This is a genomic window from Bacillus thuringiensis (genome assembly GCF_022095615.2).
GTDB lineage: Bacteria > Bacillota > Bacilli > Bacillales > Bacillaceae_G > Bacillus_A > Bacillus_A cereus_AG.
This window is the reverse complement of sequence record NZ_CP155559.1, coordinates 942,944-966,499: the sequence shown is the minus strand read 5'-3', so window position 1 is coordinate 966,499 and position 23,556 is coordinate 942,944. Positions and strand designations below refer to the sequence as shown.

Sequence of the window (23,556 nt, the reverse complement as noted above, 5' to 3'; positions counted from 1 at the left end):
AGCTATTTTCTTTACTCTTTTTATAGCTCACATACTTTAATTCCTCATTATTATACTCCACAAATTCTCCTCTACTCTCACATTGGTAGAGTAGGAAAAATAAAAATAATTATATTTTAATTTAATACCTTTTAACTACAACATAATTTTAAAAGGGGGACAAAAATGAACAAAGTGAAAAATAACCATAGCATAAAAATGGAAAAAAACGAGAAAAATGATGAATATATTAAGAATATCGAGGATGAAATTAAAAAGGCAAAAGAAGCAGCCACTAAAGAGCCACTAGGTTTTTTTGATTATCTGGAGTTGGAAAAAGAAAACTAGTAATCCTAGTTTTCTTTTTCCAAAAATGACTGTACACATTATTATATTTTTATTTTGATAGATCTAATAACCCATTACCTTCAGCACTAGCCTCCAGCCCCAAAGAAACTGTACGTTTAATTATTTGCGCATAGATTTCAGCCTCGGTCATAGTTCTTTTAAATTCTTTTTCTATAATATTAATTATTAAAGCAGCTGCTCCAGCAACATGAGGTGCGGCCATAGATGTACCTGAAAGAGTTTTATATCCATTTCTTGGAGTAGTTGATAAAATATCTCGGCCTGGAGCAACCAAGTCAATTTGATTATTGGTATTAGAAAAATATTCAAGCTTTTTCTTAGAATTTACCGCTCCAACTTGAACAACCTCATTGTATATGCCTGGATATAGCTTTTCTGTGGTGTCAAAATTCCCATCTCCATAATTTCCCGCTGCACAGACTATTAAGATTTGTTGGCTTATAGCTGTTTTAACCGCATTGTATAAGTTCACCTCATCCTTTCTTCCTCCTAAAGACATCATTATTACTCTTACTCTTTCACCATTTTCTCCACGCCAATTAATAGCATAATAAATCGCATCAATAATTGATTGATATTTTGTTTGTCCATCACCATTAACAACTTTTAAAATAAGCAAACTTGCTTTAGGAGCTACTCCAACTACCCCTTTTCCATTTTTCGCTGCAGCAATGATTCCAGCAATATGAGTGCCGTGTGAATTATTGTCTGCAAAATTAGCGATATCACTTTCGTAATCAGATGTAAAATTCCTTCCACCAATAATATTTTCAGCTAGGTCAGGATGATCAATTTGGCATCCCGTATCTAAAATAGCAATGACTACCCCTTTTCCATAATTAGCTTTCTCCCACATCATTGGAGCCTTAATCATATTTACCCCAGTAGGAACTACATCATTTGTATTAGTAGATACAACTAATCTCTCATTAACCAACCAAAACAACCCCATTCTAAACTTTTTATTATAAAGAAAGATACTGTTCTCAGCGATTATAAATATTCCTCCAAAAGATATAATCCTATTTAATACTTTTCTACCTACTTCAGCATGTGTGTAACTTTTGCATATTTATTAAACATAATTTCATTTTTCACCGTAATTAAGTTGATACTTTTCTTAAAAGTGTAATAACAATATAATAAAACCCTCAATTATAGACTTTTTGAAAGTCCATAATTGAGGGTATACAATTTAAAATAGTGAATAAATCCCACATCATTGAAGTGAAAATACAATATTAAATTTTCCCTCCACGCTTTATCCAATTAACATACCCATTAAATACTAGCAGTTTTCCACTTAATTTCATCGGGGTGAATAACAAAATAGTATATAAAAAACTGTACATTAATAAGAATATTAAAAATTTAAGGAATATACTGTAATTTAAACTTATACTAATAAAAAGGCTTATAAAGAACACAAGAAACATTATAAAAAAGTATCTTTTATAGGTAAACATATTCTCCCTCCTTTATAATAGTAATTGTAACACCAAACTTGAGGAGGGAGTATGTTATTTTAGCAGTATCCTAAACTTTTACATGTAGGTCCACAGATCAAGTAATTATCAGAGAAACATTTTACTCCCCAAATTGCTCCGCAAATAAGTATACATGCTGGACCTCCAATAGCAGCACAAGCAACACTACATGCCATTGTACCAGTTAAACCACAAGACATACCTTGAACAAAATTACATACTCCTGAACATACTGAGCATTTAGAAACCTGGATAGAAGCACTTTCTGCTTCTTGTGCTGTATCAATAAATTTAATATTTTTTAATTCTTCCGAATCGTATAGTGGATTTTCATGCCAGTCTACTTCATAGCCATTTTCCTGGGCTTTAAGAGATAAAATAGGATATACTTTTTCCTCTACAGCCTGTAAGGAATGTGATAGGCCATCAACAAAAATATTTCCAGTGACTTTCAGTTCTGTTCCTTCGATTGAAAAAGAAATATTCGTATTAATTTCTTCAAACATTAAACTTAATACTTTAATAGGAGTTTCACCTCTTTTGTATTTAGAGCCTTGTGCTTCAGTAAGAAGTTCTTTTAATTGCTGACCCTTTTTTTGAGAAAAGTAATTATCTAAAGAATATGAAACTAAAGCTTGTACACTTTGATTAGACAACGCCTTCTCTTTTAACTTTTCAAGCTCTCTCCCTTCTACTTCCTTGAAATTAATTGTGTTTTTTTCTTCCATCATCTTTTCCCCCTATAAATAATATTTGGAGGCGACACTCGGATTCGAACCGAGGATAAAGGTTTTGCAGACCCATGCCTTACCACTTGGCTATGTCGCCATATGTTCTCTTTCATTATCTAAAAGAGAAATCTTTAATATAAAAATCAAAATTTTATCTTTAATTTTTCTTCTCTTGAAAAGAGAAAGAAAATTCAGTTTTAAAGAAGCGACACTCGGATTCGAACCGAGGATAGAGGTTTTGCAGACCTTTGCCTTACCACTTGGCTATGTCGCCATATGTTCTCTTTCATTACCTAAAAGAGAACTCTTGGATACGAAAATCAAAATTTCATCTTCAAATTTTTATAAACTTAGTTCTTTTTTGCATACAAAAGATGCTAACTTCATGTTGTTTTTCAATGAAATCAAGGAAACTATGTAACTTAGTTGTATATACCATAGCTAAATCTTGATAAAAACAGACATCCTCTTCCTTACAACAATCTATACATTTCACAACAGTCATTAAATCTCTTTTTAATTCGTTATACCTTTTCAGTTCATTCTCAATTTCGTTCACGTATATCCCTCCTGCTTTAAAAACTATACACTTACTATAAGAGAAGTAATTAATGAGAAATTCAAAGTTGAAATGAAAATAAATTATTTCATTCGAATTACATCTTTTAATGTTTCAATGACATCTGTTAATCTTTCCAGTTTTTTCTCAAATCTAATTAACAAATAAACGGCTAACGCAACTGGAAAGCCAAAATTACCAATTGCAGAAAACCATGGTTCTAAATGAGTAGGATCCATATTACTCGTACCACCTTTCTAAATTAATTGCGTTTGTTTGCTTCCTTCTTTGAGATATGAAAGCCCTAACTTTTCTGTGCAATTTTAAAATATAAGTATGCTAGGTACACTGAAACTACAGCATTGTCTGATCAAGAAGAAAACATATGTAAGAGAAAATCGAGTGCACAAGAAGCAAATAAAGTAGCCCTAGATGTCCTAGTAATTTTTACGTCATTTCCCTTTCAAAAAAGCATTGTAGTTTACAAAGAGAAATCACATCACCTAAACTAAAAAAGCATGAAATAAAAAACATTCTATATAGCTTCACGGACATAAAAAAGATGATTGATATTTAAAATCACAATCATCTTTTTGCCTAATACTATTTTAAAAATCTACACTCATAACATACATTCTTATTTGTTCAAAATGGCTCGGAGTTTACTTTCCTTAAAACCAACTACCTTTTCTTCAGTCTGTTTACCATTATCTTTAATGATAAATAAAGGAATACCCACCGCATTGTATATTTCGAACTCTGTTCGTACTTCCTCATTTGTTACGTCCTTATTAATATATTCAAAACCATTTTCCTCCAACCACCTTTTAGCTCTAACACAAAAAATACAACCATTATGACCATATAAAATGATTTGTTTAGTCAAATTTATCCCTCCTTATCTCTATTCCTTAATTAAAGAGTTAATCTTTAGAGAAAAATCAAAAACCTCATTTTATCTTTTATATTTTCTTTCTATTGTTCATCTTGCATCTAGACCTTTATATATTTGTATTTCTCTAACCTTTTTCTCTTCGACAAATTTATAAGATGAAATTACTGAAAATAAGGGATATACAAAATACCCCTTTTCTACCAAATAAAATAATGAGATAATACATAAAGAGAACTTATGTTCGATTTTTTGTAGGGATTTTTCGTTATTTTTTTATTTTCCAGGTGTTTGTTTCTCTTTTTAAATAGCGAGGAGGGTATTTATGAATAATAAAATAATTCAGGACTTTATTAATAAACACAAAAAAAAAATGGAACAACCGATTGTCCGTAGCTTTTTGCAAAGTAAATATAATTACAATCTCTTTGAAGAAGCAATTACTAATCCAACACCTGAAAATAAACAGATTTTAGATCAAACTTTTAAATCACATTTTAAAAAAATAAAAGTAATAGATTATGTTAGTAAATTAATACATTACTATTCAATAGACCTTCAGAAAAAAATAACTCTCAATAAACAAAGGAATGTCTTGAATCTAGACTCCACGGTCGCAACGAAGGACGGGGACATGATTTCTAAATATGATATTATAACTTTAGAAAATGAAGATAATACATATGATAAATTCATACAAAATGAAGATAATTTACAAAGTCACTTAAGTGATGAATTGTTAATCAAAAGTTTTTGCAAGCTATCAAAGAAACAAATAAAAATTCTAAACTTATTTTATTTAGAAGAATACACAAATAAGGAAATCGCCAAGATATTAGGAGAATCTGAACAAACCATTTCTTATAATCATAAAAGTGCAATTAAAAAATTGAAACAATCCATGCAAATAGAAAAGGAGAGAATTAATAATGAATGATTGTACAACTATTGAATTTGAAGAAATAATAGAGATGTTTTCCCCTAAGATAAATAAATGTATACAAAATACCCCCTTTCAGGAAAGAGAAAATATAGAACAAGAAATAAAAATAAAAATTTTAGAAAAAATCCCTGTCCTACAAGACATTACTGCACCTACTTTTTTTGACTTTATAGAACAAAATAACACGTCACCAAATTTACAATCTGAATAGATATGAATACTCAACTAAAGTGGATACTTCTTTTAAAATCTGTAAAAACTCATATTGATATTATTTTGTTTTACTTACGAATATATAACACACAAATAGCCCAAGTTCCTCATTGAAACTTGGGCTGTTTTTCGTTCTAGTGCAAAAACCATAAGAGCTTGTAAGTAGTACTCCCCTAAACTCGGCCATACGACCACGATTACTTTAACAAATATTTTCACTAGAACCTTACCTATTATTTAACTGACTCTACTTGTTTTTCTAATTCTCTTCCAAGGAATGTAGCAAGTTCAAGCATACCAAATTGATTCGCCACAGACTCTGCGCCAGAATTATAGTTTGTATTTGTATTAATATCATACGTATAAATTTTTCCATCCGCACTACGAATAAATTCAATACCAGCAACGGTAATTTTATTTTCTTTCAAAAACTCTTTGTATTGTTCAATGATTGGCTCTTGGAAGTCTGATATAATTTCAAATTTTGTTGACGACTCTTTCTTACTCTCTTCTCCTACTGGGCAAAAAGCATCTTGAATCGAACACGCATCTGCTGGACAAAGCTCAAATCCTTCTGACGTATCTACTTTAACCGCATATACAAACTGGCCGCCTACAAACTCACAACGTGTAATATATGGTTCGGGCGCTTCAATATATTGCTGGATTAAAGTAATTCCATCAATCGGTTCTTCAAACGCCGGACCATCCAAATATTGTTCTAAAGCATCAATGGAATGAAACAGTTGAACACCAAGGCCTTTACCTGCACGGTTATGCTTTGTAATGAACGGTACTTCCCCTAACTCCTTTGCTGCTTTTACTATATAATCACGGCCAACAGCACCAATTGTTTTCGGCACTTGTATGCCAAAATTTCTTAATGCTGCATATTGATTCAATTTACTTACTTCAAGGCGTAATGCTCGAGATCCATTAAATACCGTTCGTCCGTGTCCTTCTAGCCAAGCAAGGACTCCTTCCGTCAACTCAGGTGCATATCGATGACCTCTCGTATGTGAAGAAGCACTCATGCGGCTATAAAAAACACCTTGAGGAGGTTCTTTTTCTAACGAAAGTGTTCCTTCATCTAAATGCCATTCCTCATAAGGTAACTCTAGTTCTTCTAACCTTCTCACCAAATGATCCGTCCATTCTTTATTCTCATGTAATATGTAAATTTTACTCATTTGTAATCAATTCCTTTCTTTTTGCTTCAACTAATGGCATCACTTTTTCAGAAAATCGTTTCATCTCTTCAAGCTGTGGCGAAAATTGTAAAAGTAATAACGTAACACCCACTTTTTCAAAAGCGAGTATCCTTTCTGCAATTTGTTCTGGTGTTCCGATTAGATTAGGACGTAACCCGCGATTGGATACGGAATAATCATTCAATTTCACTTGCTGTTCTAAATGCGATTTACTAATAAAGTCTTGGTAACCCGCGTAACCTAAAGCATCGTCTTTCACATCCGTTATGCGTCTCCATTCTTCTAATGCCTCTTCTTCTGTATCACGACAAATGACGTAAGCCGCAAGCCCAAATGACTGCAATGGCTCCTCTGTGACTTTCTTTCTACGATTCTTCATATCTTCTATTTTCACAGATACCTCTTCCACTGTTCCCCCGTGCATTACATATGCATCCGCGTGATTTACAATGACCTCTTTTCCTCTCTCACTTTCACCACCTGCATAAATCTTAATGCCCTGTTTCTGCACAGGCTTTGGACTTAAATGTGTATGATGAAGCTCATAAAAGTTCCCTTTATAAGAAAACACTTCTTCTTTCCAAAGTTCCTTCAAAATTGTTACAAATTCCTCTGTGCGATCATATCTTTCATCATGTGCGGTAAATACTCCGCCATACTGCCTCGCTTCTTCTTCCCACCATGCTGAAACTACATTCAATGTAAAACGGCCATTACTTAATTGATCGATATTCGCTGCCATTTTCGCTGTAACTGCTGGATTGTGGAAGCCAGGTCTGACAGCTGTCATAATCTCTAATTTATCCGTTACTGCTGCAAGTGCTGCCGCAGTTGTCCACGCTTCTAAACTTGGTGCTGAAACACCTTTTATATCATTTAAGTTTAATTCCGCAATAAGTGTTGTTGAAAAACCTAATTGTTCTGCCGCTTGCGCTGTTTGTTTTGCATACTCAAACGTAGGCGGCATAGATTCATTATCTACATTTCGAAGCCATCCCCCAAAAATCGGTAACCAAAAACCATACTCCACTACCTATTCCCCCTTTACCTTTTAGCCATAAAAAAGGCTACTCTTATCGAAATAAGAGTAGCCTTCTTGACTAAGTGAACCGCTCTTATCTTTCAGGTGTTTCTTCACCTGCAGGATTTGGCACCTTTCGTCTCATACGAGGTTGCCGAAGTTTCATAGGGCCCGTCCCTCCACTTCTCAATATAAGAATTGTTTGATTTTCATTTATTATAATCATCAGAATAATAAAAATCAATCATTTAATACTCATTTTTCCTATAAGTATTAAATGATATATAAGAAATCATATTTTTATAGAGCTTCATAAGGGTATTATCTTGTTTTACTTACGAATATATAAAGGGGTATGTTGTATCATGTCGAAAATATCATGTATAACCAAGTTGCTTTACTTCTATCTTAAAAACACAGCAAAAGAGGTGTTAGTAACATGAAAAATAAACGATGCGAGAATTGTGGTTCTACTACATTTAAAGAAGGAAGAGTTGGATCTGCTTATCATGCATATGTTTGTGAAGATGAATCTAGTAGATTCTTTTCAGGCGGGAGGCGTTCCAAACTATTAACCACATTTTTTTAGAGTGCGGTGAGGTGCAATCATTTAGAGTTGAAAAACCAGATAAATTCAAAGAATAAAGTATATCCAAAACAATTCTTGACAGTAGTGTTTTACTCATAGCCCAAATTTTTTTAAACGACTTGTTTTTTCTTTTACGTCCTCGAGTCTTTATACATAGTAACATGTGATACGAACCATAAATTGCCGGTATGGTAAGGTTATGGTTCTTTCTACTTGCCTTAAAGATAGTAATTCTTAATTTGAAACTTTATGACTTAAATGTAGAAAAGTAATTTGTGATGAAGTACCACATAATAGTATTAATGTTAAAAACCAAAAAAACTCTAACTAATTCGTCATGTCGATTTAGTTAGAGTTTTTTTGGTTGAAGTATTCACGAGTATCTACCCTTGTCTTTTCAGGTAAAACAATATCAAGTTCTTTATCTAACCATGCAAGAGTCTTTTTACGGAGAAACTCACGCATGTGTTCTTCTGCTTCAAGCATTACTAAGTTAATTGTACAAGAAGAATTGCTAGGTTCACAAGAATTACAAGCTTCATCTCGATATAGTAGACCATTTTGTACAATATTTTTACATTGAAAAATAGGTTTTGGGCCTTCGACAGCTTCTATTACATCCCAAAAAGAAATATCTTCTGGAGATTTAGCTAACCTGTATCCTCCCTTTACACCCGGGACAGAACTCACAATGTCAGCTTTAGATAATTTACCGAAAACTTTTGAAAGGAATGTTTCCGAAAGTCCTTGAAACTCTGCCAAATCTTTTATTCCAACACTTTCCTTAGAAGGAGTATTAATTAAATAAACTAGGCAATGCAAGGCATATTCAACCCCAACACTATATTGCATATACAAATCACCTGCTTTTTATTTTAAGGGTTATCAAATTGTATCTTAGGACCATTTAGAAGTTTAGTCAAATAAAAAAAGGCTCTTTTCGAATAGTATGTATTTCATTTGACAAAAATAATTTCAGAGTTTATATTGAAGACAATACTAATCGACGATTAACTTAGTCGACAATTAAAAACGTAAAAACTTTTAAAAAGGGGAAATACAAATGAACAAAACACTTATCATAAACGCACATCCAAAAGTGGATGATACATCATCAGTCAGCATTAAGGTTTTTAACCACTTTTTAGAATCTTATAAAGAATTCATTCCTAATAATGAAACGATTGAACAAATTCATTTATACGATGATGTAGTACCAATGATAGATAAAATTGTTTTAAGCGCATGGGAAAAACAAGGAAATGGACAGAAGTTAACTGATGAAGAACAAAAAGTAACAGAGCGTATGTCCGAAATTTTACAACAATTTAAAAGTGCAAATACGTATGTGATCGTATTACCTTTGCACAACTTTAATATTCCATCAAAGTTAAAAGATTACATGGACAATATCATGATTGCACGTGAAACATTTAAATATACTGAAACTGGATCAGTAGGGCTACTTAAAGATGGAAGAAGAATGCTTGTTATACAAGCAAGTGGAGGGATCTATACAAATGATGATTGGTATACAGAAGTGGAATACTCTCATAAATATTTAAAAGCAATGTTTAATTTCCTTGGCATTGAAGATTATCAAATCGTTCGTGCACAAGGAACAGCAGTACTAGATCCAACTGACGTATTACAAAACGCATATAAAGAAGTTGAAGAAGCAGCTTCTAGATTGGCTAATAAATAATTTTTTCCACTGGAAGAATGATGATTATAAATAAAAATCCCCTCCACCTTAAGGCAGAGGGGATCTTTTAATTCCTATTTCAAACTACCCGAAATCTCCGTAAAGATAACCCCAAGCGCATGTGCACCTGCATCTGGATATCCTAAACTTCTTTCACCAACTGTACCGGCGCGGCCCATGCGAGCTACGATTTCTTTCGTATACTCTGCGCCTTTAACGGCTGCTTCTGCTCCTTTTTCAAAGGCAGTTTTCACGTCTTCTTCATTTGAAGCGCTAGCTAACCAAGAGTCTACACATGGAGCAAGTGCGTCAACAAGTGTTTTATCACCAACTACTGCTCCTCTACCAAATGATCTTTCACCGATAGATTGTATGCCTTGCAGTGCTGCTTGCAGCATTTCAGCGAATTCTTTCACTGTTAGTTCACGTTTTTCGCCTGCTGCTTTACTAGCTGCGCGGAATGCACCGCCCCAAATTGGACCAGATGCGCCGCCGCAATGTTCCATAATAATCATCGAACAACTGTCAAGGAATGATCCGATCGTTACGTTTTCTTGTTCTACAATCGAATGCCACTCACGTTTTAATTGCTTAAATCCTTTTGCCACACTCATTCCGAAGTCTCCATCACCAGCATGCGTGTCTAACTCACAGAACGGTACCTCATTTTTAATAATAATATCGCTCATTTTATCAACGAGATAAATCATGTTGTTTAATGTAATGACATTATTTTTAATAACAGCGTGCTCTTCCGCTGTTTCTATTTCGAAGGAAACTTCTTTCTCTTCTACATCTTCAAGTACATTCACATACTCTACACTCTCAACTGGTCCATCTACTTTAAACGCAGGTGTATTACACTCTTTAGATAGTAATGTTTTTAGCTCATCATCTAATTTCATCACTGTTAAAGACATACCAGCCATATCGATACTCGTCATATAATTACCGACAAATACTCTATTAATTTTAATGTTTCTAGCAGCTAATTCTCTCGTAACTGCGTTATTAAATAGGTAAAGTTCTTGTAGTGGAGTTCCGCCAAAGCCATTGACTAGAAGTGCAATTTCTTCGCCGTCTTTTACTCCTAAATCTTTCATTAAATCATTTGTCATACGGTTCGCTAATTCATCTGCTGACATCGTTTTCTCACGCTTAATTCCTGGTTCACCGTGAATACCTACGCCGTATTCCATTTCATCTTCCGCAAGTGTGAAAGTAGGTGATCCGCTCGCTGGAACTGTACAAGAAGTTAGTGCTAAACCGATTGTGCGCACGTTAGCCGCTGCTTTTTCTGCGATAGCTTTTACTGCACCTAACTCCATACCCGCTTCCGCTGCTGCACCGGCAATTTTATGGACTAAAATAACGCCTGCAACGCCGCGGCGTCCTACTGTGTACAGACTATCTTCTACCGCAATATCATCGTCCACTTTTACGTAGTCGACTTCAATTCCATCTTCCGTCGCTAAATGCGCACCGTTTTTGAAATTCATAATATCGCCGCTATAATTTTTAATAATTAATAACGTACCTTTTTTACTAGCTGTCTCTTTAATTGCTTGGTATACCTGAATTTGCGAAGGTGACGCAAACACATCTCCGCACACTGCCGCATCTAACATTCCTTTTCCGACTAATCCTGCATGTGCTGGCTCATGACCACTACCGCCGCCGCTAATTAACGTTACTTTGTTTTCGTTCATTTCTTTCTTCTTAATGACTTTATATTTTTTCAAAAGCTCAAGCTCTGGATGAGCCATAACCATTCCGTTGCACATTTCCATTACTAATGTTTCTGGTTTGTTTATAATCTTTTTCATTGTGATTCTCCCTCAATTCCTTTAATATATTGTGATATATTTGAAATCTTCTTCTTACTACTCATAGTAAAATGAAAGCGTTTTATAGTAAACGGACAAAATGGACAATCTGTCTAAAGACACCGCTCTCATTTATAGATAGGATTTTCATATTACTAACATTCTAGGGATGATTCAGATGACCTCTTCTATAATTTCTAAAAAGATAATCGCAAATTCATTGAAATATTTAATGGAAACAGAGTCGTTTCATAAAATATCAGTGAGCGATATTATGTTACACTGTCAAATGCGTAGGCAAACTTTTTATTATCACTTTAAAGATAAATTTGAACTATTAAGCTGGATTTATAGAGAAGAAACGAAAGAAAACATTATCGACTTTCTTGACTATGAAACGTGGGAAAACATTTTCGATTTATTATTTGATTACTTTTATGAAAATCAAAAATTTTACCGAAATGCTTTTAAAGTCATTGAACAAAACTCGTTTAATCACTATTTATTTGAGCATACGAAAAACTTATATATGAAAATTATTGATGAATTATCTGTAAGCTGTGGATTCAGCCTTTCTGATGAGACAAAAAATACGATTGCCTCCTTTTATAGTCACGGCTTCGTTGGCACGATTAAAGATTGGATTGAAAGCAAATGCGAAGTAGATCCTTCCATTATGTCTTCTCTCATGAAAAATATGATAAACAATCAATTACTACTATTACTGGAGCAATCAGCAAAGTAATTAAAGGGTGGCAAAAGCAATGAAAAAGATTATGAATGATGTACAAAATATCGTTCAAGATATGCTGCATGGCTTTTATTTTGAACATAACGACAAAGTAAATTACGACGAAACAAATAACATCATTTATGTAAAGGATATCGAAAAACTGAAGCAAAACGTTCTCATCATAAGCGGCGGTGGTAGCGGACATGAACCTGCTGATATTGGCTATGTAGGAAAAGGAATGCTTACAGCGGCAGTAAACGGCAGTATTTTCACTCCGCCTACAGTGGAACAAATTATTGCAGCAGCTCGCCTCATGCCAAAAGATAAAAGTATTTTATTCATCATCAAAAACTTTAAAGATGACGTAGCAAACTTTTTAGCGGCAGAACAAATCGCAAAAGAAGAAGGAAGAAAAATTGACCACATCATCGTAAATGACGACGTTTCAATTGAAGATGATGCTTCTTTTAATAAAAGAAGACGCGGCGTCGCTGGCACTGTTTTTGTTCAAAAAATACTTGGTGCGGCCGCTCTTGCAGGTTACTCTTTAGAAGAATTAACAATGCTTGGACAATCTGTCATCAAAAACTTACACACATTAGGAGTCGCCCTTTCACCTGCAAACGATCCTGTAAAAGGAAAAGCTTCCTTTTCATTAAACGAAGATGAAGTCTTTTACGGCGTCGGTATCCACGGTGAACAAGGTTATCGTAAAGAAGCACTATCCTCTTCTGAAATATTAGCAATCGAACTAATGAACAAACTTAAAAGCATTTACCGATGGAGAAAAGGTGACAACTTCGCTATTCTCATTAATGGACTCGGTGCAACACCATTAATGGAACAATACATTTTCACAAACGATATTCGCCGTTTATGTGAACTGGAAGGATTGCAAGTTGCATTCGTAAAGGTCGGTACGCTGCTAACTTCTTTAGATATGAAAGGTGTTTCGCTTAGTTTGCTTAAAGTAGAGGATTTGGATTGGGTGAAGTGGTTGAAGGAAAATACTGAAACTGCTAGTTGGTAATACAAATAGGATGGCTTCAATTGTCCATCCTATTTTTGTACGTAATTCAGCTATAAAAAATTTATGCCCTCAATATTACAGCAATTTTATATCAAAAATGTAAATCCTCATTTCCTTCGTATGTTCCTTTATTAAGTCTTTTTCTTATAAATAATTCTGCAACAATTAAATTGGGTACCCACGCTAACCAAGCAATAATAGCATAACTAAGTTCAAACCGCTCTATTCCAAATAGAACGATAAACAACAGTAACCAAATTCTTAATGTAACTGCTCCAAAGGTTAAAGAATAATTTCTAATCATCCAATTCCGATGTTCTTTAATTTTTTTATTCTTAACTCTATGTAACGCTTGATATGCTGATGTTAGCCCAAATACGGATAACAAACCGAAACCTAGCTTCGCTACCAATCCTCCCGTGGCATAAAAGGATAGATATAGTCCAGAAACGCCTCCTAATAATATACCAACCAGATAGATTCTCCCAACTATTCGATGACGGTTGATATTCCTTTCTCTAAATCTAGTGGATAATGTAAAAGGACCAATTACTAATGCTACAATACTAGTTGTAATATGTATAAATAGCATCACATACCAGAACTCACTTAATTTAGATCCAAACATAAGCTTCGCTTTTACAAGCCCTGTTTGAAATCCATTCATAATAAAATATTGGACAACAACATAGCCAGCTACTAAAAGAGCAAAAAAAGTAAATACAAACCAAATTTTCCTGTTCAAATTTTACTGCCTCCTTATTACATGAAGGAATTAGATTATACATTACTGTTCATTCTAGGAAAAAATAAAAAAGCCTTCTAGCGAAATGAAGTGAACCCCGAAAAAGGGACATGTAATAGATTAATATTTCCAATACATACATACATATATATATATATATATATGTATGTATGTATTGTTAGAGGTACTAAAAAAGATAAACGGTACAGAAATGGGGTTTTTCTAATGGATATGTTGCAACAAGTAATAGATACATTTAAGTTGAACGTGTTAGCAGTCGAGAACGTTCCTGAGTCTTTTAGTTCGACTGTATATAAAATCAAGCTAATTGATCATCGTACAGTATATATAAAAATTCCTTATTCAAAAGTAAAACTTGAACGTGAGTATACTGTACTTAAACGATTACGCAATGAGCTTCCTGTACCAGAAATGTTAGACTATTGGGAAGGTAATGAAGATGTCACTGGTGCTTTATTATTATCCGAAATCAACGGTGTGCCGATTACAGAGAAGGTGGATACAGCTTTAGCTTATGATATCGGAGTACACCACGCAATGCTGCATGCAATCATTCCAAATGAGCAGGATTTCAAAAGTTCCGTTTCCAATGTATATGGGAAATGGTCTGAGTTTATTGAGCGACAATTTTATTCCTTTGCAGAAGATGTAAAAGAAGTGATTGATCCTTGTTTATACGAACAATCATTGAAGCATTTTGACCGTCAAGTGAAATTACTTCCAGCTCCAGATGGGCCTAGTTTTATACATATGGATTTTCGACCAGGTAATATTTTAGTTCATGAAAATCAAGTAGTCGGCATCATTGATTTTGAAAGTGCCCGAATTGGTGCAACCGAAATAGACTTTACAAAAATTAATAGTGATATTCTCATGAAATCTCCCGGAACATGGGATGCGTATAAAAAAGGCTATGAGTCCATTCGTCCACTTATTGATTTACAAGAAGTTTTACCGTTTTATCGCTTTACCGATGCGTTTAATGCAATTGGTTGGTGTAAAAGAAGAGGTATTGAAGAGCATCAAGCTTTTTTACAGGAGAGTGTAGCATATTTAAACGCTTTGTTTATGAAAGAATGATAGTTGAAAGAGAATTATCAAACATCAATAACTGATGTTCCATTTATAAAGAATTTTTCATATTTCATTATTCAACAATTGGGCGCAAGCGAGAAAGATACGCAGGTATAAAATGATCAAACTTTTTTATATAATAAAAACCCCTCAAGTATATCGTTCTATACTTGAGGGGTTACTCATCTATTCCTTCTCATCTCTCATATTCTTAAATCAATAGTTAGCTCATCTGTAATCTGCGCAAGATGGAAAAATCCTTTTATATAATGGATATCTGCCCATTCCTCTTCCCCACCAATAATAAATAATTCTTGCGCATCATACATGAATGAAAAGCTTGGATAAAAACTGTCAGCCTTTATTTCAATCTCACCAGTGCGATTACTGATAATCTTACAGTCTGCTGAATAGCTTAATAACGTGTAGAGAGAATCTTGTGCTGATTGGAAGAAATACTAGAATCATTTTATAAACGAGATCGCAACCATCTTATTGGAAGCTTACAGATCTCCAGGATAATAAATGAACATCGCACCTACAAATGAAAAAACTAAACAAAAAACAGCCTCGTATTTTATAACTAAAGAGGCGTTCGTATCCAGCTTTTTTTCCTCTCTTTTTAATATCATTTTAAATAATGCTGTATATAATATTTTATATAATACATACCCAACCATCGCCCCGAGGGTGTTCGTAAATAAATCATCAATATCTGTAATTCTATTATTTAGTAATTGATTTAACTCAATTGCCAATGAGAAAAGGAATCCCGCACATACGGTGTTTTTCATTTTTCTAAACTGTGGCCAAATAGTCGGTAATAAAAAACCGAACGGCATAAACAGTACAATGTTCAAAAGATACGTCGTACTACCTGCCGTATCAAATAGAGTCAAGTTAATTTGACTGACGCGAATCCACGTTTCATATCTACTTATATCCCATACAGTCGCGATTTGTGTCACCTTATACACGAGCGAAAGGTAGAACAGAAAAACATATACCCATAGAAAATGCCGAATAGATATAGTTTTTTTCGCTTTAAAATAAAAGCCAATTTGAAACACAATACAAAAAATAATAGTAAAAAAATAAGTATACAAATAACTCATCCAAACTTCTGTATGCATGTGGAATCCCCTAACTTTACATTGTCATCTATGACTTTGTTGTTTATAGGATAGGAGAAACTTTTAAAATAAAAAGTGGGGTAAATATAAAATTTTTCTTAAATCTTCAGTTAGGTTTTATTATTACTCTTCTTAGGAATCCGCCATTGATAGCTAGGCAACAACATGCTTAAACGTAACAATATTATCATTTTTGTACGTAATCCTCGTAGTACTTTAACCGATGAAACATATATAAAATCATGTGAATCGTTTGTTCAGTTAAAACATGAAATTAAGAAATATATGACGTACTATAATCACTCTTGCTATCAATAGAATGTAAAGAAGATGAATCCTGTATGCATACAGAATTCATCTTTTTTAGGTTACCTAACTTTTTTTAGAATGTCCTTTACAAAGGGTACAGATCAAGAGCACCTTATTCCTATTCAAAGGGATCAACTATACCTTCTTCCCTTAAAATCACTAAAACCCATTTACAAATCTATAAAAGTAGATATAATATCCTTATGGAACCTTTATTAATTTATAAAGCATTGTCAAATGAAACAAGATGTCAAATTTTATCATGGTTGAAAAATCCAGAAAACCATTTCGATGAAAAACCTTATCTAGAACAAGACCTTAATTTTCAAGTTGGAGTATGTGTAGGAGATATCCAGCTTAAAACTGGCTTAGCTCAATCGGTTATTTCTAGTTATTTATTAACTATGAAAAAAGCAGGCTTACTAGAGTCTGACCGAATTGGAAAATGGACCTACTATCGTCGAAACGAAAAAACAATACGAGAGTTTTCGGAATACGTCCAAAACAAATTGTAAAATGAAAGCTAATAATCAATTAGCATACTAATTGATTATTAGCTTTCACACATTCTGCTTTTTTACAGGTATCCAATGACTCTTTTATAAAATTGCACTGCCTATAAAAGCAAGAAACATCGAAAGGAGAATTTTTTTTAACATATCATATCTAGTTATTTAGATATCTGTTATTGTATTTGAAATTACATACTCCTGATAATATTGGCATCCAATCATGCTTATAATAATGCTTCTTTGTTAATGAATTTACTTTCAAAATACTGATACGAATGGAGAGTTTTATAAATGAAAAAAATAAATCCTTTATTTATTCTGACACTTGCAATAGGTGTATTCGGAATTATTACTACCGAGATGGGTATTGTCGGCGTATTACCACAAATCACTGAAAAATTCGGAATTTCAACTACACAAGCTGGATTTTTAGTAAGTATATTTGCACTAGTTGTTGCTATTTCTGGTCCGTTTTTAATTCTGCTCGTCTCTAGTATTAATCGCAAAATAATTTTATTAACAGCAATTTTCATATTTGTTATTTCAAATTTAATCTACGCTTATACAACACAATTTGAAATCATGCTTATTTTTCGTATTTTACCGGCTGCGCTTCATCCACTCTTCTTTTCAATCGCTCTTGTAACAGCTGCTAAACTTGTCCCTCCAGAAAAGAGCGGTCAAGCAGTTACAAAAGTTTTCATGGGAATTACTGTTGGATTTGCTTTAGGTGTACCACTAACCTCTTACTTTGCAGATCAATTTTCACTCGAAATGGCTTTCTTATTCGGAGCATTCGTTAACACTCTTGCATTCATTGGAATACTACTCCTACTTCCTTCTATGCCTGTTAAAGAAAAAATGTCTTTCGGCAAACAAATTCGTATACTCGGCAAACCAGGATTATGGTTAAATATTTTAACCGTCACATTCCTTTTTGCAGCCATGTTTTCCGTATACAGCTACTTCGCTGAGTACCTTGCAAAAGTAACTTCCATGAATGGATCTCTCATCAGTATCATGCTATTCATATTTGGTATAGTTATGATTTTAGGTAATCATTTATTTGGTGGTCTTCTGCAAAAAAGCATAATCAACACTGTAATATCATTCCCTATCCTATATTCTATTGTTTACATATTGGTTTATTATTTAGGTTCCTACCTTGTTCCAATGATTTTCATCGTATTTATTTGGGGAATCGTACATGCTGGTGGATTAATTGTTGGTCAAACATGGTTAATAAGTGAAGCTAAAGAAGCACCTGAATTTGGTAACAGTCTATTCGTTTCGTTCTCAAATCTCGGAATTACTTTAGGAACCACTATTGGAGGCTGGTTCATTTCAAACTTAGGTATTCACCAGCTTATTTGGAGCGGATTTATATTCACACTACTCTCATTTCTATTAATTATAATAAAACTAAAATTTTTCAATTCTAATAGCCAGGCTTCATTATCAAGCTAGTACATTGTCAGTTCCAAATTCGATAAAGTGAAACTTTAATCAGTGGGGGTTTTCTTCATCCCCCACTGATTATTAGTTGAACCAATCGGACTTTTATGGGCAGCCCGACCCCCACCTAAATTCTTTGCTTTCGCTGAATTTTGAGGTGGGGGTCTTACTGCCCATTAAAGCGGGATAAAAAACATTATAAATTCTTCTTATACGATTTTATTAACTAAAAAGTATAATGCTCAAAGCCTTTAGCCATAATTACGACTAAAGGCTTTTTTATATATAAAAATAATTCTAAAAGGAGCTAATTTTATGGAACATAATCAAAATGGAGTACTTGCTTTAATTGTTTTATTTTTAGGATTAGTGTTTTTTGTTAGTGGAATGGTTTATCATTTATGGGGTTCTTTTTAATGGTATGACTGTAATCACTCATAAAAACCCTCAAGTATATCGTTCCTTTATTAATTTCAACGTTTAGACAGATACATAATTCAAAAACTAAAACGTGTATTGCAATTACCGATATGAAATATTTCCAAAAACAACTTAACATGGTAAAATAATATTCGGACGGGAGTCCAATATTATTAAAATTAAGATGGTTCAAGTCGGAGAAAGGCACCTTAGGGTGTCTTTTCTTTATTTTCAAAAGGACCTGCTCAATTATTGTGTAAAAAACATAAAGTAAGTCGAATCCATTAAAATACATGAGTGACCCCTTGTTTTCCCCTCTTATTAAAGGAGGAACTATTATGGGATTTGGTGGTAGTTGTAGTAGTGGTTGTGGCGGCGGCTTTGCTTTACTAGTTGTATTGTTTATTTTATTGATCATTGTTGGAGCTTCTTGCTTCTGCTAAAAAACTATCGGAAACGACACTCTTATATGGGTGTCGTTTCTTTGTAATAAAAAGCTCTCTATAACGGAAAGTTTTCACATCCAAATTAGTGATCTACACAGCACTTTATTCCTTCGCATCCCTCATACTGTAATAACCTAAATTAATAATAATTAAGAAATACCCACCCATAATTCCAGCTGCAAATGTCCACATGTACTCACGGTGTTCAATTTCATACATAATAATCGCGCCTAGTATGGCGGCTGCAAACCGATTCATCCTGCCAAGCATTGATGCTTTTTCTTTTTTTACGATGCTATTTCCGAACTTTTCAATACGCCTTCCTAAGATCCAAGTGCAGTACATACTAACTAAAAGGCCAACGCTTATCCCTACAAACTCTCACCATTCGTCTCAATTACTTCTTTATACAAGTAAAAGCATTCCCCTTACCTCAACTTATATATCAGGCAATATCTACTTTTTATGTTGTAAACTACTAACAGTTTATCAGCTGTTGCTTAAATTCATCTAAAACTCTCTTTCTCTCTTCATAATCTTCCGTGTCGGCTTCTTCCCAAAGCTCAAGATCAGCCCCACGCTCAATTAATGCAATCGTATTGTTCCGAACTCCCTCTTGAAGACACCCCTTCTCCAATTGTATTGCCGCAAGACCAATGTATACTAAAGACATTACTTCTAGCTCTTCTTCTATATCAAACTCATCTACATACTCCTCTAAAATGAGCTTAGTTGCTTCTTCCGCGCTGCTGCCTTCTTCTATATACTCAATAAATTGATCTTTCACATCACAAGTCGTGTCATCATCAAATAGTCCAGTTCCCCAAGCGCCCATATGCTACAGCTCCTTCTTTGTACTTTTCTTTTCTACTTCAATGTTAAACACAGGAAAAATTCATTACAAGACTAGTTATGCATATAATTATATTTTACAATTACTATAGGAAATATATATACTTCACCACATTTATTATTCCGAATAATTAAACGCAAATAAAAAAATTCCATATAGACCCATTACTGGTTAAAATGTTATAATTTAATCACCCTACATAGTTACTCATCCGGACTGAGGAACTAGCGTCTTATTAAGTAATGCGCATAACTCAAATAAAAAAGACACTTGAAAGTGTCTTTTTTATTTATTTTCATAAGAAGTATCTCTTTTATAAACAAAATCTATTAAACAACAAAGGAGACTATCACATGGAGAACCCTGTAACAAGAGAACTACGTAACATACGTATATGCCTTATCATCTTGATTATTGTCATTGCATTTTGGGATCGTGAGAAAACTGTAGAAATTACTGATCATGATAGTGATTCTAGCTTAAACATTAGCAATATGACCCAAGTTGGTGATAATACATTTGCCTATAAAGACGAATCGAATAAAATTAAAATATTCAAATTCAACCCAGATACAAATGAAATAAAGCTAATAAAAGAGTTTTATGCCAGCGAATATTAATTACATAAAGGCACCTTAAGGTGTCTTTTTTTAATTTTCAAAAGGACCTGCTCACGTTTATACGTTAAAACATAAAGTAAATGGAATCCGTTAAAAAACACGAGTGACCCTTTGTTTTCCCCTCTTATTAAAGGAGGAACTATTATGGGATTTGGTGGTAGTTGCGGCGGAGGCTGCGGTTTTGCTGGAGGATTTGCATTATTAGTTGTGTTATTCATCTTATTAATCATCGTTGGAGCTTCTTGCTTCTGCTAAGACTAAACAAACTATCGGAAAAGACACTCTTATATGGGTGTCTTTTCTTTGTAAACTAAAAAAATATGAGAAATGAACCCTCCCATTGAAATTATATAATCCGTATATATGCAATATTACATAAAATCCCTCACTATAAAGTGCTATACTAAAACAGGAGTCGACAATCGTTATTTTCTTCTTATTTTTAAAGCAATATGGATATATACCTTCTTATCGCATTTGGATTGTACAAGCAAAAGAAGACATCGTAATCGATGTCTTCTTTTCTTATATTTTTATGAATTCTTTTGAGCAGATGCTCTCCAAGCACGAAAAGATGTTGGGTGTCCAGAATGAGCTCTTTGCTTTGCAGCAGCAACAGCTGGTTTTTCTTCAATAGTCGTTGGTTTCTCTTCCACAATCGCTGATTTTTCTTCAAGAGTAGTCACAGCTATTTGTATTTTTTCCAACTGCTCTTTTAAAGCTTGCTGTTCAATCTTTAAATCCGTAAGTAATCGTAAAATCATTTCAGAATTGGCCATAAAGATCCTCCTTCCCCCAATACACAGAATAAAATACAATATGTCATCAGCATAATACCCGTGACAAAATAAGGTCGTCAATTCTTATAAAATCTAAGTATCTTTTATTTTTCAAAAGGACCTGCTCAAGTTTATCTGTAAAAACATAAAGTGAATTAAATCCATTATTAAATGGTCTTTATGGAAGGAGGAGTTAATATGGGATATGGCGGTAGTTGTGGTGGAGGCTGCGGTTTCGGCGGCGGATTCGCTTTACTGGTTGTACTCTTTATCTTATTAATCATCGTAGGAGCTAGTTGTTGGGGCGGCGGATTCGGCTGCTAATAAGAGGCACTCTTGAGAGTGTCTTTTTTTTGTGTGTTTTTGGATGTACAACCCCCTATACATATCGATAGTTTACAAATGCTAAAAACCACTATCAAAAATCAAACTTTTTAAAATTGACATAGCACTTCATGCACCATATACTGTTAACAACAGTATACTGTCATTAACAGTATATACTCTAATTCATTCTAGGAGGGATATCCATGAAACATACAGGAAGACATACGGGGGCATTTCTTTTGCTATTTTTAGCAGAGGGAGATAACTATGGCGGACAATTATTGCAAAAGTGCGAAGAAGAACTTCCCGTCAATCCAATCGATAGTGCCATTTTATATCGCACACTAAAAAAATTAGAAAACGAAGGTGCAATTGAATCTTATGTAAGCACAGATCATCAAGACAAACCGAGAAAGATGTACAAAATTACGCCTGCTGGAAAGGAACAATTGGCAGATTTTCAAATGGATATTGAAGAAAAAATGAAGAACTTATCCTTTTTCTTAGATAAATATAAAGACTTAAAGGAATCCAATCATGATTAACGGCGTGATCCTTTACACTTTAGCCATCACCCTTACAGGGATTTCTTTTATGAAGGACCGCACAAAAACGAAAGAGGCTCTATGTAAGTCATGGAAAATGTTTCGCAATCTTCTACCCGCCATGCTATCTATTATGCTTTTCGTCGGCTTATCGCTTTCTATATTAACGCCGTCTTTCATCTCTTCTGTCCTTGGAGAACAGTCTGGATTGTTAGGTATTGTTTATTCTGCAATCCTTGGCTCTGTAGCAATCATCCCAAGCTTTGTCGTGTTTCCTCTTGGTCATACATTAATACAACACGGTGCAGGCCTCCCTCAAGTTGCCGCACTTATGTCTACATTCATGTCAGTAGGGATTACAACATTACCGATGGAACAAAAGATATTTGGGCGAAGCTTTGCTTACGCACGTAATGCATCTGCATTACTCATGTCTCTCCTATTCTCCTATATTATTTGGGTGGTGATGATATGAAGAAACTAAAAAGATATCGCTTCTTTTTCATATTACTACTGGGGCTCTTTGTATTAACTTTTATAAATCAATCTTTAGGATGGAATGCATTACAACTAACAGGGAATAGCATTTTAGATATGTTGTTTCTCCTTCCTCCTGTCCTAGTATTTGTAGGATTACTTGATCAATGGGTGAAAAAAGAAACGCTCATGAAATATATGGGCGAAAATTCCGGCATATATGGAATCCTACTTTCTTTATTATTAGGAGGCATTGCAGCTGGTCCTCTCTACGTTGCCTTTCCAATTGCAGCACTACTCCTAAAGAAAGGCGCAAGTATTCGGTACATCGTATTTTTCTTAGGCGTTTGGACAACTGCGAAATTGCCAATTCTCGTGTATGAATTTTCTTCATTTGGAGCTACTTTTACACTCATTCATATTTGTTTCGGTTTGGTGTTCTTTTATGTAATGGGGCTTATTTTTGAGAGGTTTTATGATCAGGGGCAGTTGCTAAAGTATGATGTTACAAAAGACATGTAAAAAGACATCTTTATCTATTAAAGATGTCTT

The 23,556-nt window shown here is 33.9% G+C and carries 30 protein-coding genes, 2 tRNA genes, 2 pseudogenes and 1 riboswitch; of the genes and pseudogenes, 17 read left to right on the top strand and 17 right to left on the bottom strand.

Features of this window, described 5'->3' with window-relative positions:
- Window positions 1–165: 165 nt before the first annotated feature.
- Entirely contained in the window at window positions 166–327 is a 162-nt protein-coding gene (locus tag KZZ19_RS04950) for a hypothetical protein (RefSeq protein ID WP_237979702.1), read from the top strand.
- A 49-nt stretch (window positions 328–376) separates the two neighbouring features.
- On the opposite strand, the gene KZZ19_RS04945 is transcribed toward KZZ19_RS04950, so the two are convergent.
- The 7 genes from KZZ19_RS04945 to KZZ19_RS04915 all read right to left on the bottom strand — a co-directional run bounded on the left by KZZ19_RS04945 (window position 377) and on the right by KZZ19_RS04915 (window position 4,011).
- Window positions 377–1,285 carry a S8 family peptidase gene (locus KZZ19_RS04945; RefSeq protein WP_237979701.1) on the bottom strand — a complete coding sequence of 303 codons (909 nt, stop codon included), beginning with the start codon at window positions 1,283–1,285 and terminating at the stop codon, window positions 377–379.
- A gap of 588 nt (window positions 1,286–1,873) precedes the next feature.
- On the bottom strand, window positions 1,874–2,563 hold the full coding sequence (locus tag KZZ19_RS04940; protein WP_237979700.1) for a hypothetical protein: 690 nt from the start codon (window positions 2,561–2,563) through the stop codon (window positions 1,874–1,876).
- A gap of 26 nt (window positions 2,564–2,589) precedes the next feature.
- Window positions 2,590–2,663: transfer RNA gene (locus tag KZZ19_RS04935), tRNA-Cys, on the bottom strand.
- A 106-nt stretch (window positions 2,664–2,769) separates the two neighbouring features.
- A tRNA-Cys gene (locus KZZ19_RS04930) sits at window positions 2,770–2,840 on the bottom strand.
- A 60-nt stretch (window positions 2,841–2,900) separates the two neighbouring features.
- Window positions 2,901–3,125, bottom strand: a complete 225-nt coding sequence (locus KZZ19_RS04925) for a hypothetical protein (RefSeq protein ID WP_061182682.1) — start codon at window positions 3,123–3,125, stop codon at window positions 2,901–2,903.
- An 83-nt stretch (window positions 3,126–3,208) separates the two neighbouring features.
- Entirely contained in the window at window positions 3,209–3,364 is a 156-nt protein-coding gene (locus KZZ19_RS04920; protein ID WP_016716676.1) for a YvrJ family protein, read from the bottom strand.
- Window positions 3,365–3,762: 398 nt separating this feature from the next.
- The gene (locus KZZ19_RS04915) at window positions 3,763–4,011 is read right to left on the bottom strand and encodes a glutaredoxin family protein (RefSeq protein WP_237979699.1); all 249 of its coding nucleotides are present in this window, start codon (window positions 4,009–4,011) and stop codon (window positions 3,763–3,765) included.
- A 331-nt stretch (window positions 4,012–4,342) separates the two neighbouring features.
- Between KZZ19_RS04915 and KZZ19_RS04910 the strand changes: the two genes are divergently transcribed.
- On the top strand, window positions 4,343–4,954 hold the full coding sequence (locus KZZ19_RS04910; RefSeq protein ID WP_237979698.1) for a sigma-70 family RNA polymerase sigma factor: 612 nt from the start codon (window positions 4,343–4,345) through the stop codon (window positions 4,952–4,954).
- Complete coding sequence (locus KZZ19_RS04905; RefSeq protein WP_237979697.1) at window positions 4,947–5,171, top strand: hypothetical protein; 225 nt, start codon at window positions 4,947–4,949, stop codon at window positions 5,169–5,171. Before KZZ19_RS04910 ends, KZZ19_RS04905 begins: the two co-directional genes overlap by 8 nt.
- 235 nt (window positions 5,172–5,406) lie before the next feature.
- On the opposite strand, the gene KZZ19_RS04900 is transcribed toward KZZ19_RS04905, so the two are convergent.
- Entirely contained in the window at window positions 5,407–6,363 is a 957-nt protein-coding gene (locus KZZ19_RS04900; protein WP_237979696.1) for an ATP-grasp domain-containing protein, read from the bottom strand.
- The gene (locus KZZ19_RS04895) at window positions 6,356–7,414 is read right to left on the bottom strand and encodes an LLM class flavin-dependent oxidoreductase (RefSeq protein WP_098343240.1); all 1,059 of its coding nucleotides are present in this window, start codon (window positions 7,412–7,414) and stop codon (window positions 6,356–6,358) included. Before KZZ19_RS04895 ends, KZZ19_RS04900 begins: the two co-directional genes overlap by 8 nt.
- A gap of 82 nt (window positions 7,415–7,496) precedes the next feature.
- A riboswitch (SAM riboswitch) is annotated at window positions 7,497–7,603 on the bottom strand.
- Between the two features lie 241 nt (window positions 7,604–7,844).
- Between KZZ19_RS04895 and KZZ19_RS04890 the strand changes: the two are divergent.
- Window positions 7,845–8,050 (top strand): annotated as a pseudogene (locus KZZ19_RS04890) (hypothetical protein).
- A gap of 289 nt (window positions 8,051–8,339) precedes the next feature.
- Here KZZ19_RS04890 and KZZ19_RS04885 read toward each other — a convergent pair.
- A complete protein-coding gene (locus KZZ19_RS04885) occupies window positions 8,340–8,846 on the bottom strand; it encodes an RrF2 family transcriptional regulator (protein ID WP_237979695.1) in 507 nt (168 codons plus the stop codon).
- A 211-nt stretch (window positions 8,847–9,057) separates the two neighbouring features.
- Here KZZ19_RS04885 and KZZ19_RS04880 point away from each other — a divergent pair, with 211 nt between their 5' ends.
- Window positions 9,058–9,699 (top strand): FMN-dependent NADH-azoreductase, encoded by a 642-nt coding sequence (locus KZZ19_RS04880; RefSeq protein WP_237979694.1) that lies wholly within the window; start codon window positions 9,058–9,060, stop codon window positions 9,697–9,699.
- A 74-nt stretch (window positions 9,700–9,773) separates the two neighbouring features.
- Here the strand turns inward: KZZ19_RS04880 and dhaK are convergent, their stop codons facing one another.
- A complete protein-coding gene (gene dhaK / locus KZZ19_RS04875) occupies window positions 9,774–11,525 on the bottom strand; it encodes a dihydroxyacetone kinase subunit DhaK (protein WP_237979692.1) in 1,752 nt (583 codons plus the stop codon).
- Between the two features lie 178 nt (window positions 11,526–11,703).
- Between dhaK and dhaS the strand changes: the two genes are divergently transcribed.
- Both dhaS and dhaQ read left to right on the top strand, forming a co-directional pair.
- Entirely contained in the window at window positions 11,704–12,270 is a 567-nt protein-coding gene (dhaS, locus tag KZZ19_RS04870; RefSeq protein ID WP_000204220.1) for a dihydroxyacetone kinase transcriptional activator DhaS, read from the top strand.
- Between the two features lie 19 nt (window positions 12,271–12,289).
- Complete coding sequence (dhaQ, locus tag KZZ19_RS04865; protein WP_237979690.1) at window positions 12,290–13,288, top strand: DhaKLM operon coactivator DhaQ; 999 nt, start codon at window positions 12,290–12,292, stop codon at window positions 13,286–13,288.
- Window positions 13,289–13,379: 91 nt separating this feature from the next.
- Here dhaQ and KZZ19_RS04860 read toward each other — a convergent pair whose 3' ends face one another.
- Entirely contained in the window at window positions 13,380–14,033 is a 654-nt protein-coding gene (locus KZZ19_RS04860) for a DUF2306 domain-containing protein (RefSeq protein ID WP_237979688.1), read from the bottom strand.
- Between the two features lie 225 nt (window positions 14,034–14,258).
- Here KZZ19_RS04860 and KZZ19_RS04855 point away from each other — a divergent pair, with 225 nt between their 5' ends.
- Window positions 14,259–15,134 (top strand): phosphotransferase family protein, encoded by an 876-nt coding sequence (locus KZZ19_RS04855; protein ID WP_237979686.1) that lies wholly within the window; start codon window positions 14,259–14,261, stop codon window positions 15,132–15,134.
- 197 nt (window positions 15,135–15,331) lie between these two features.
- Here KZZ19_RS04855 and KZZ19_RS04850 read toward each other — a convergent pair.
- A pseudogene (locus KZZ19_RS04850) lies at window positions 15,332–15,586 on the bottom strand (hypothetical protein); the annotation flags it as partial.
- 45 nt (window positions 15,587–15,631) lie between these two features.
- Window positions 15,632–16,261 carry a VanZ family protein gene (locus KZZ19_RS04845; protein ID WP_237979685.1) on the bottom strand — a complete coding sequence of 210 codons (630 nt, stop codon included), beginning with the start codon at window positions 16,259–16,261 and terminating at the stop codon, window positions 15,632–15,634.
- Window positions 16,262–16,773: 512 nt separating this feature from the next.
- On the opposite strand from KZZ19_RS04845, the gene KZZ19_RS04835 reads away from it, so the two are divergent.
- The 3 genes from KZZ19_RS04835 to KZZ19_RS04825 all read left to right on the top strand — a co-directional run bounded on the left by KZZ19_RS04835 (window position 16,774) and on the right by KZZ19_RS04825 (window position 19,400).
- On the top strand, window positions 16,774–17,085 hold the full coding sequence (locus KZZ19_RS04835) for an ArsR/SmtB family transcription factor (protein ID WP_064473110.1): 312 nt from the start codon (window positions 16,774–16,776) through the stop codon (window positions 17,083–17,085).
- 288 nt (window positions 17,086–17,373) lie between these two features.
- Window positions 17,374–18,549, top strand: coding sequence for an MFS transporter (locus tag KZZ19_RS04830; RefSeq protein WP_237979684.1), 1,176 nt, complete (start codon window positions 17,374–17,376; stop codon window positions 18,547–18,549).
- Window positions 18,550–19,295: 746 nt separating this feature from the next.
- A complete protein-coding gene (locus KZZ19_RS04825) occupies window positions 19,296–19,400 on the top strand; it encodes a YjcZ family sporulation protein (protein ID WP_000505689.1) in 105 nt (34 codons plus the stop codon).
- A gap of 105 nt (window positions 19,401–19,505) precedes the next feature.
- Here KZZ19_RS04825 and KZZ19_RS04820 read toward each other — a convergent pair whose 3' ends face one another.
- Entirely contained in the window at window positions 19,506–19,772 is a 267-nt protein-coding gene (locus KZZ19_RS04820) for an ATP synthase subunit I (protein ID WP_237979977.1), read from the bottom strand.
- Between the two features lie 109 nt (window positions 19,773–19,881).
- Complete coding sequence (locus KZZ19_RS04815) at window positions 19,882–20,238, bottom strand: MarR family transcriptional regulator (RefSeq protein WP_237979683.1); 357 nt, start codon at window positions 20,236–20,238, stop codon at window positions 19,882–19,884.
- A gap of 371 nt (window positions 20,239–20,609) precedes the next feature.
- Between KZZ19_RS04815 and KZZ19_RS04810 the strand changes: the two genes are divergently transcribed.
- Together KZZ19_RS04810 and KZZ19_RS04805 are read left to right on the top strand one after the other, a co-directional pair.
- Window positions 20,610–20,876, top strand: coding sequence for a YmzC family protein (locus tag KZZ19_RS04810; RefSeq protein WP_237979682.1), 267 nt, complete (start codon window positions 20,610–20,612; stop codon window positions 20,874–20,876).
- A gap of 144 nt (window positions 20,877–21,020) precedes the next feature.
- On the top strand, window positions 21,021–21,131 hold the full coding sequence (locus tag KZZ19_RS04805; protein WP_000505681.1) for a YjcZ family sporulation protein: 111 nt from the start codon (window positions 21,021–21,023) through the stop codon (window positions 21,129–21,131).
- A 278-nt stretch (window positions 21,132–21,409) separates the two neighbouring features.
- On the opposite strand, the gene KZZ19_RS04800 is transcribed toward KZZ19_RS04805, so the two are convergent.
- Window positions 21,410–21,655 (bottom strand): hypothetical protein, encoded by a 246-nt coding sequence (locus tag KZZ19_RS04800; protein ID WP_237979681.1) that lies wholly within the window; start codon window positions 21,653–21,655, stop codon window positions 21,410–21,412.
- A 198-nt stretch (window positions 21,656–21,853) separates the two neighbouring features.
- Here KZZ19_RS04800 and KZZ19_RS04795 point away from each other — a divergent pair, with 198 nt between their 5' ends.
- From KZZ19_RS04795 to KZZ19_RS04780, 4 genes are all read left to right on the top strand, one after another.
- Complete coding sequence (locus KZZ19_RS04795; protein ID WP_000540377.1) at window positions 21,854–21,979, top strand: YjcZ family sporulation protein; 126 nt, start codon at window positions 21,854–21,856, stop codon at window positions 21,977–21,979.
- Window positions 21,980–22,185: 206 nt separating this feature from the next.
- Entirely contained in the window at window positions 22,186–22,527 is a 342-nt protein-coding gene (locus tag KZZ19_RS04790; RefSeq protein WP_237979680.1) for a PadR family transcriptional regulator, read from the top strand.
- Complete coding sequence (locus KZZ19_RS04785) at window positions 22,520–23,002, top strand: hypothetical protein (protein WP_237979679.1); 483 nt, start codon at window positions 22,520–22,522, stop codon at window positions 23,000–23,002. The genes KZZ19_RS04790 and KZZ19_RS04785 overlap by 8 nt, the downstream gene beginning before the upstream one ends.
- On the top strand, window positions 22,999–23,526 hold the full coding sequence (locus tag KZZ19_RS04780; RefSeq protein WP_237979678.1) for a permease: 528 nt from the start codon (window positions 22,999–23,001) through the stop codon (window positions 23,524–23,526). The genes KZZ19_RS04785 and KZZ19_RS04780 overlap by 4 nt, the downstream gene beginning before the upstream one ends.
- The last annotated feature ends 30 nt before the right edge of the window (window positions 23,527–23,556 follow it).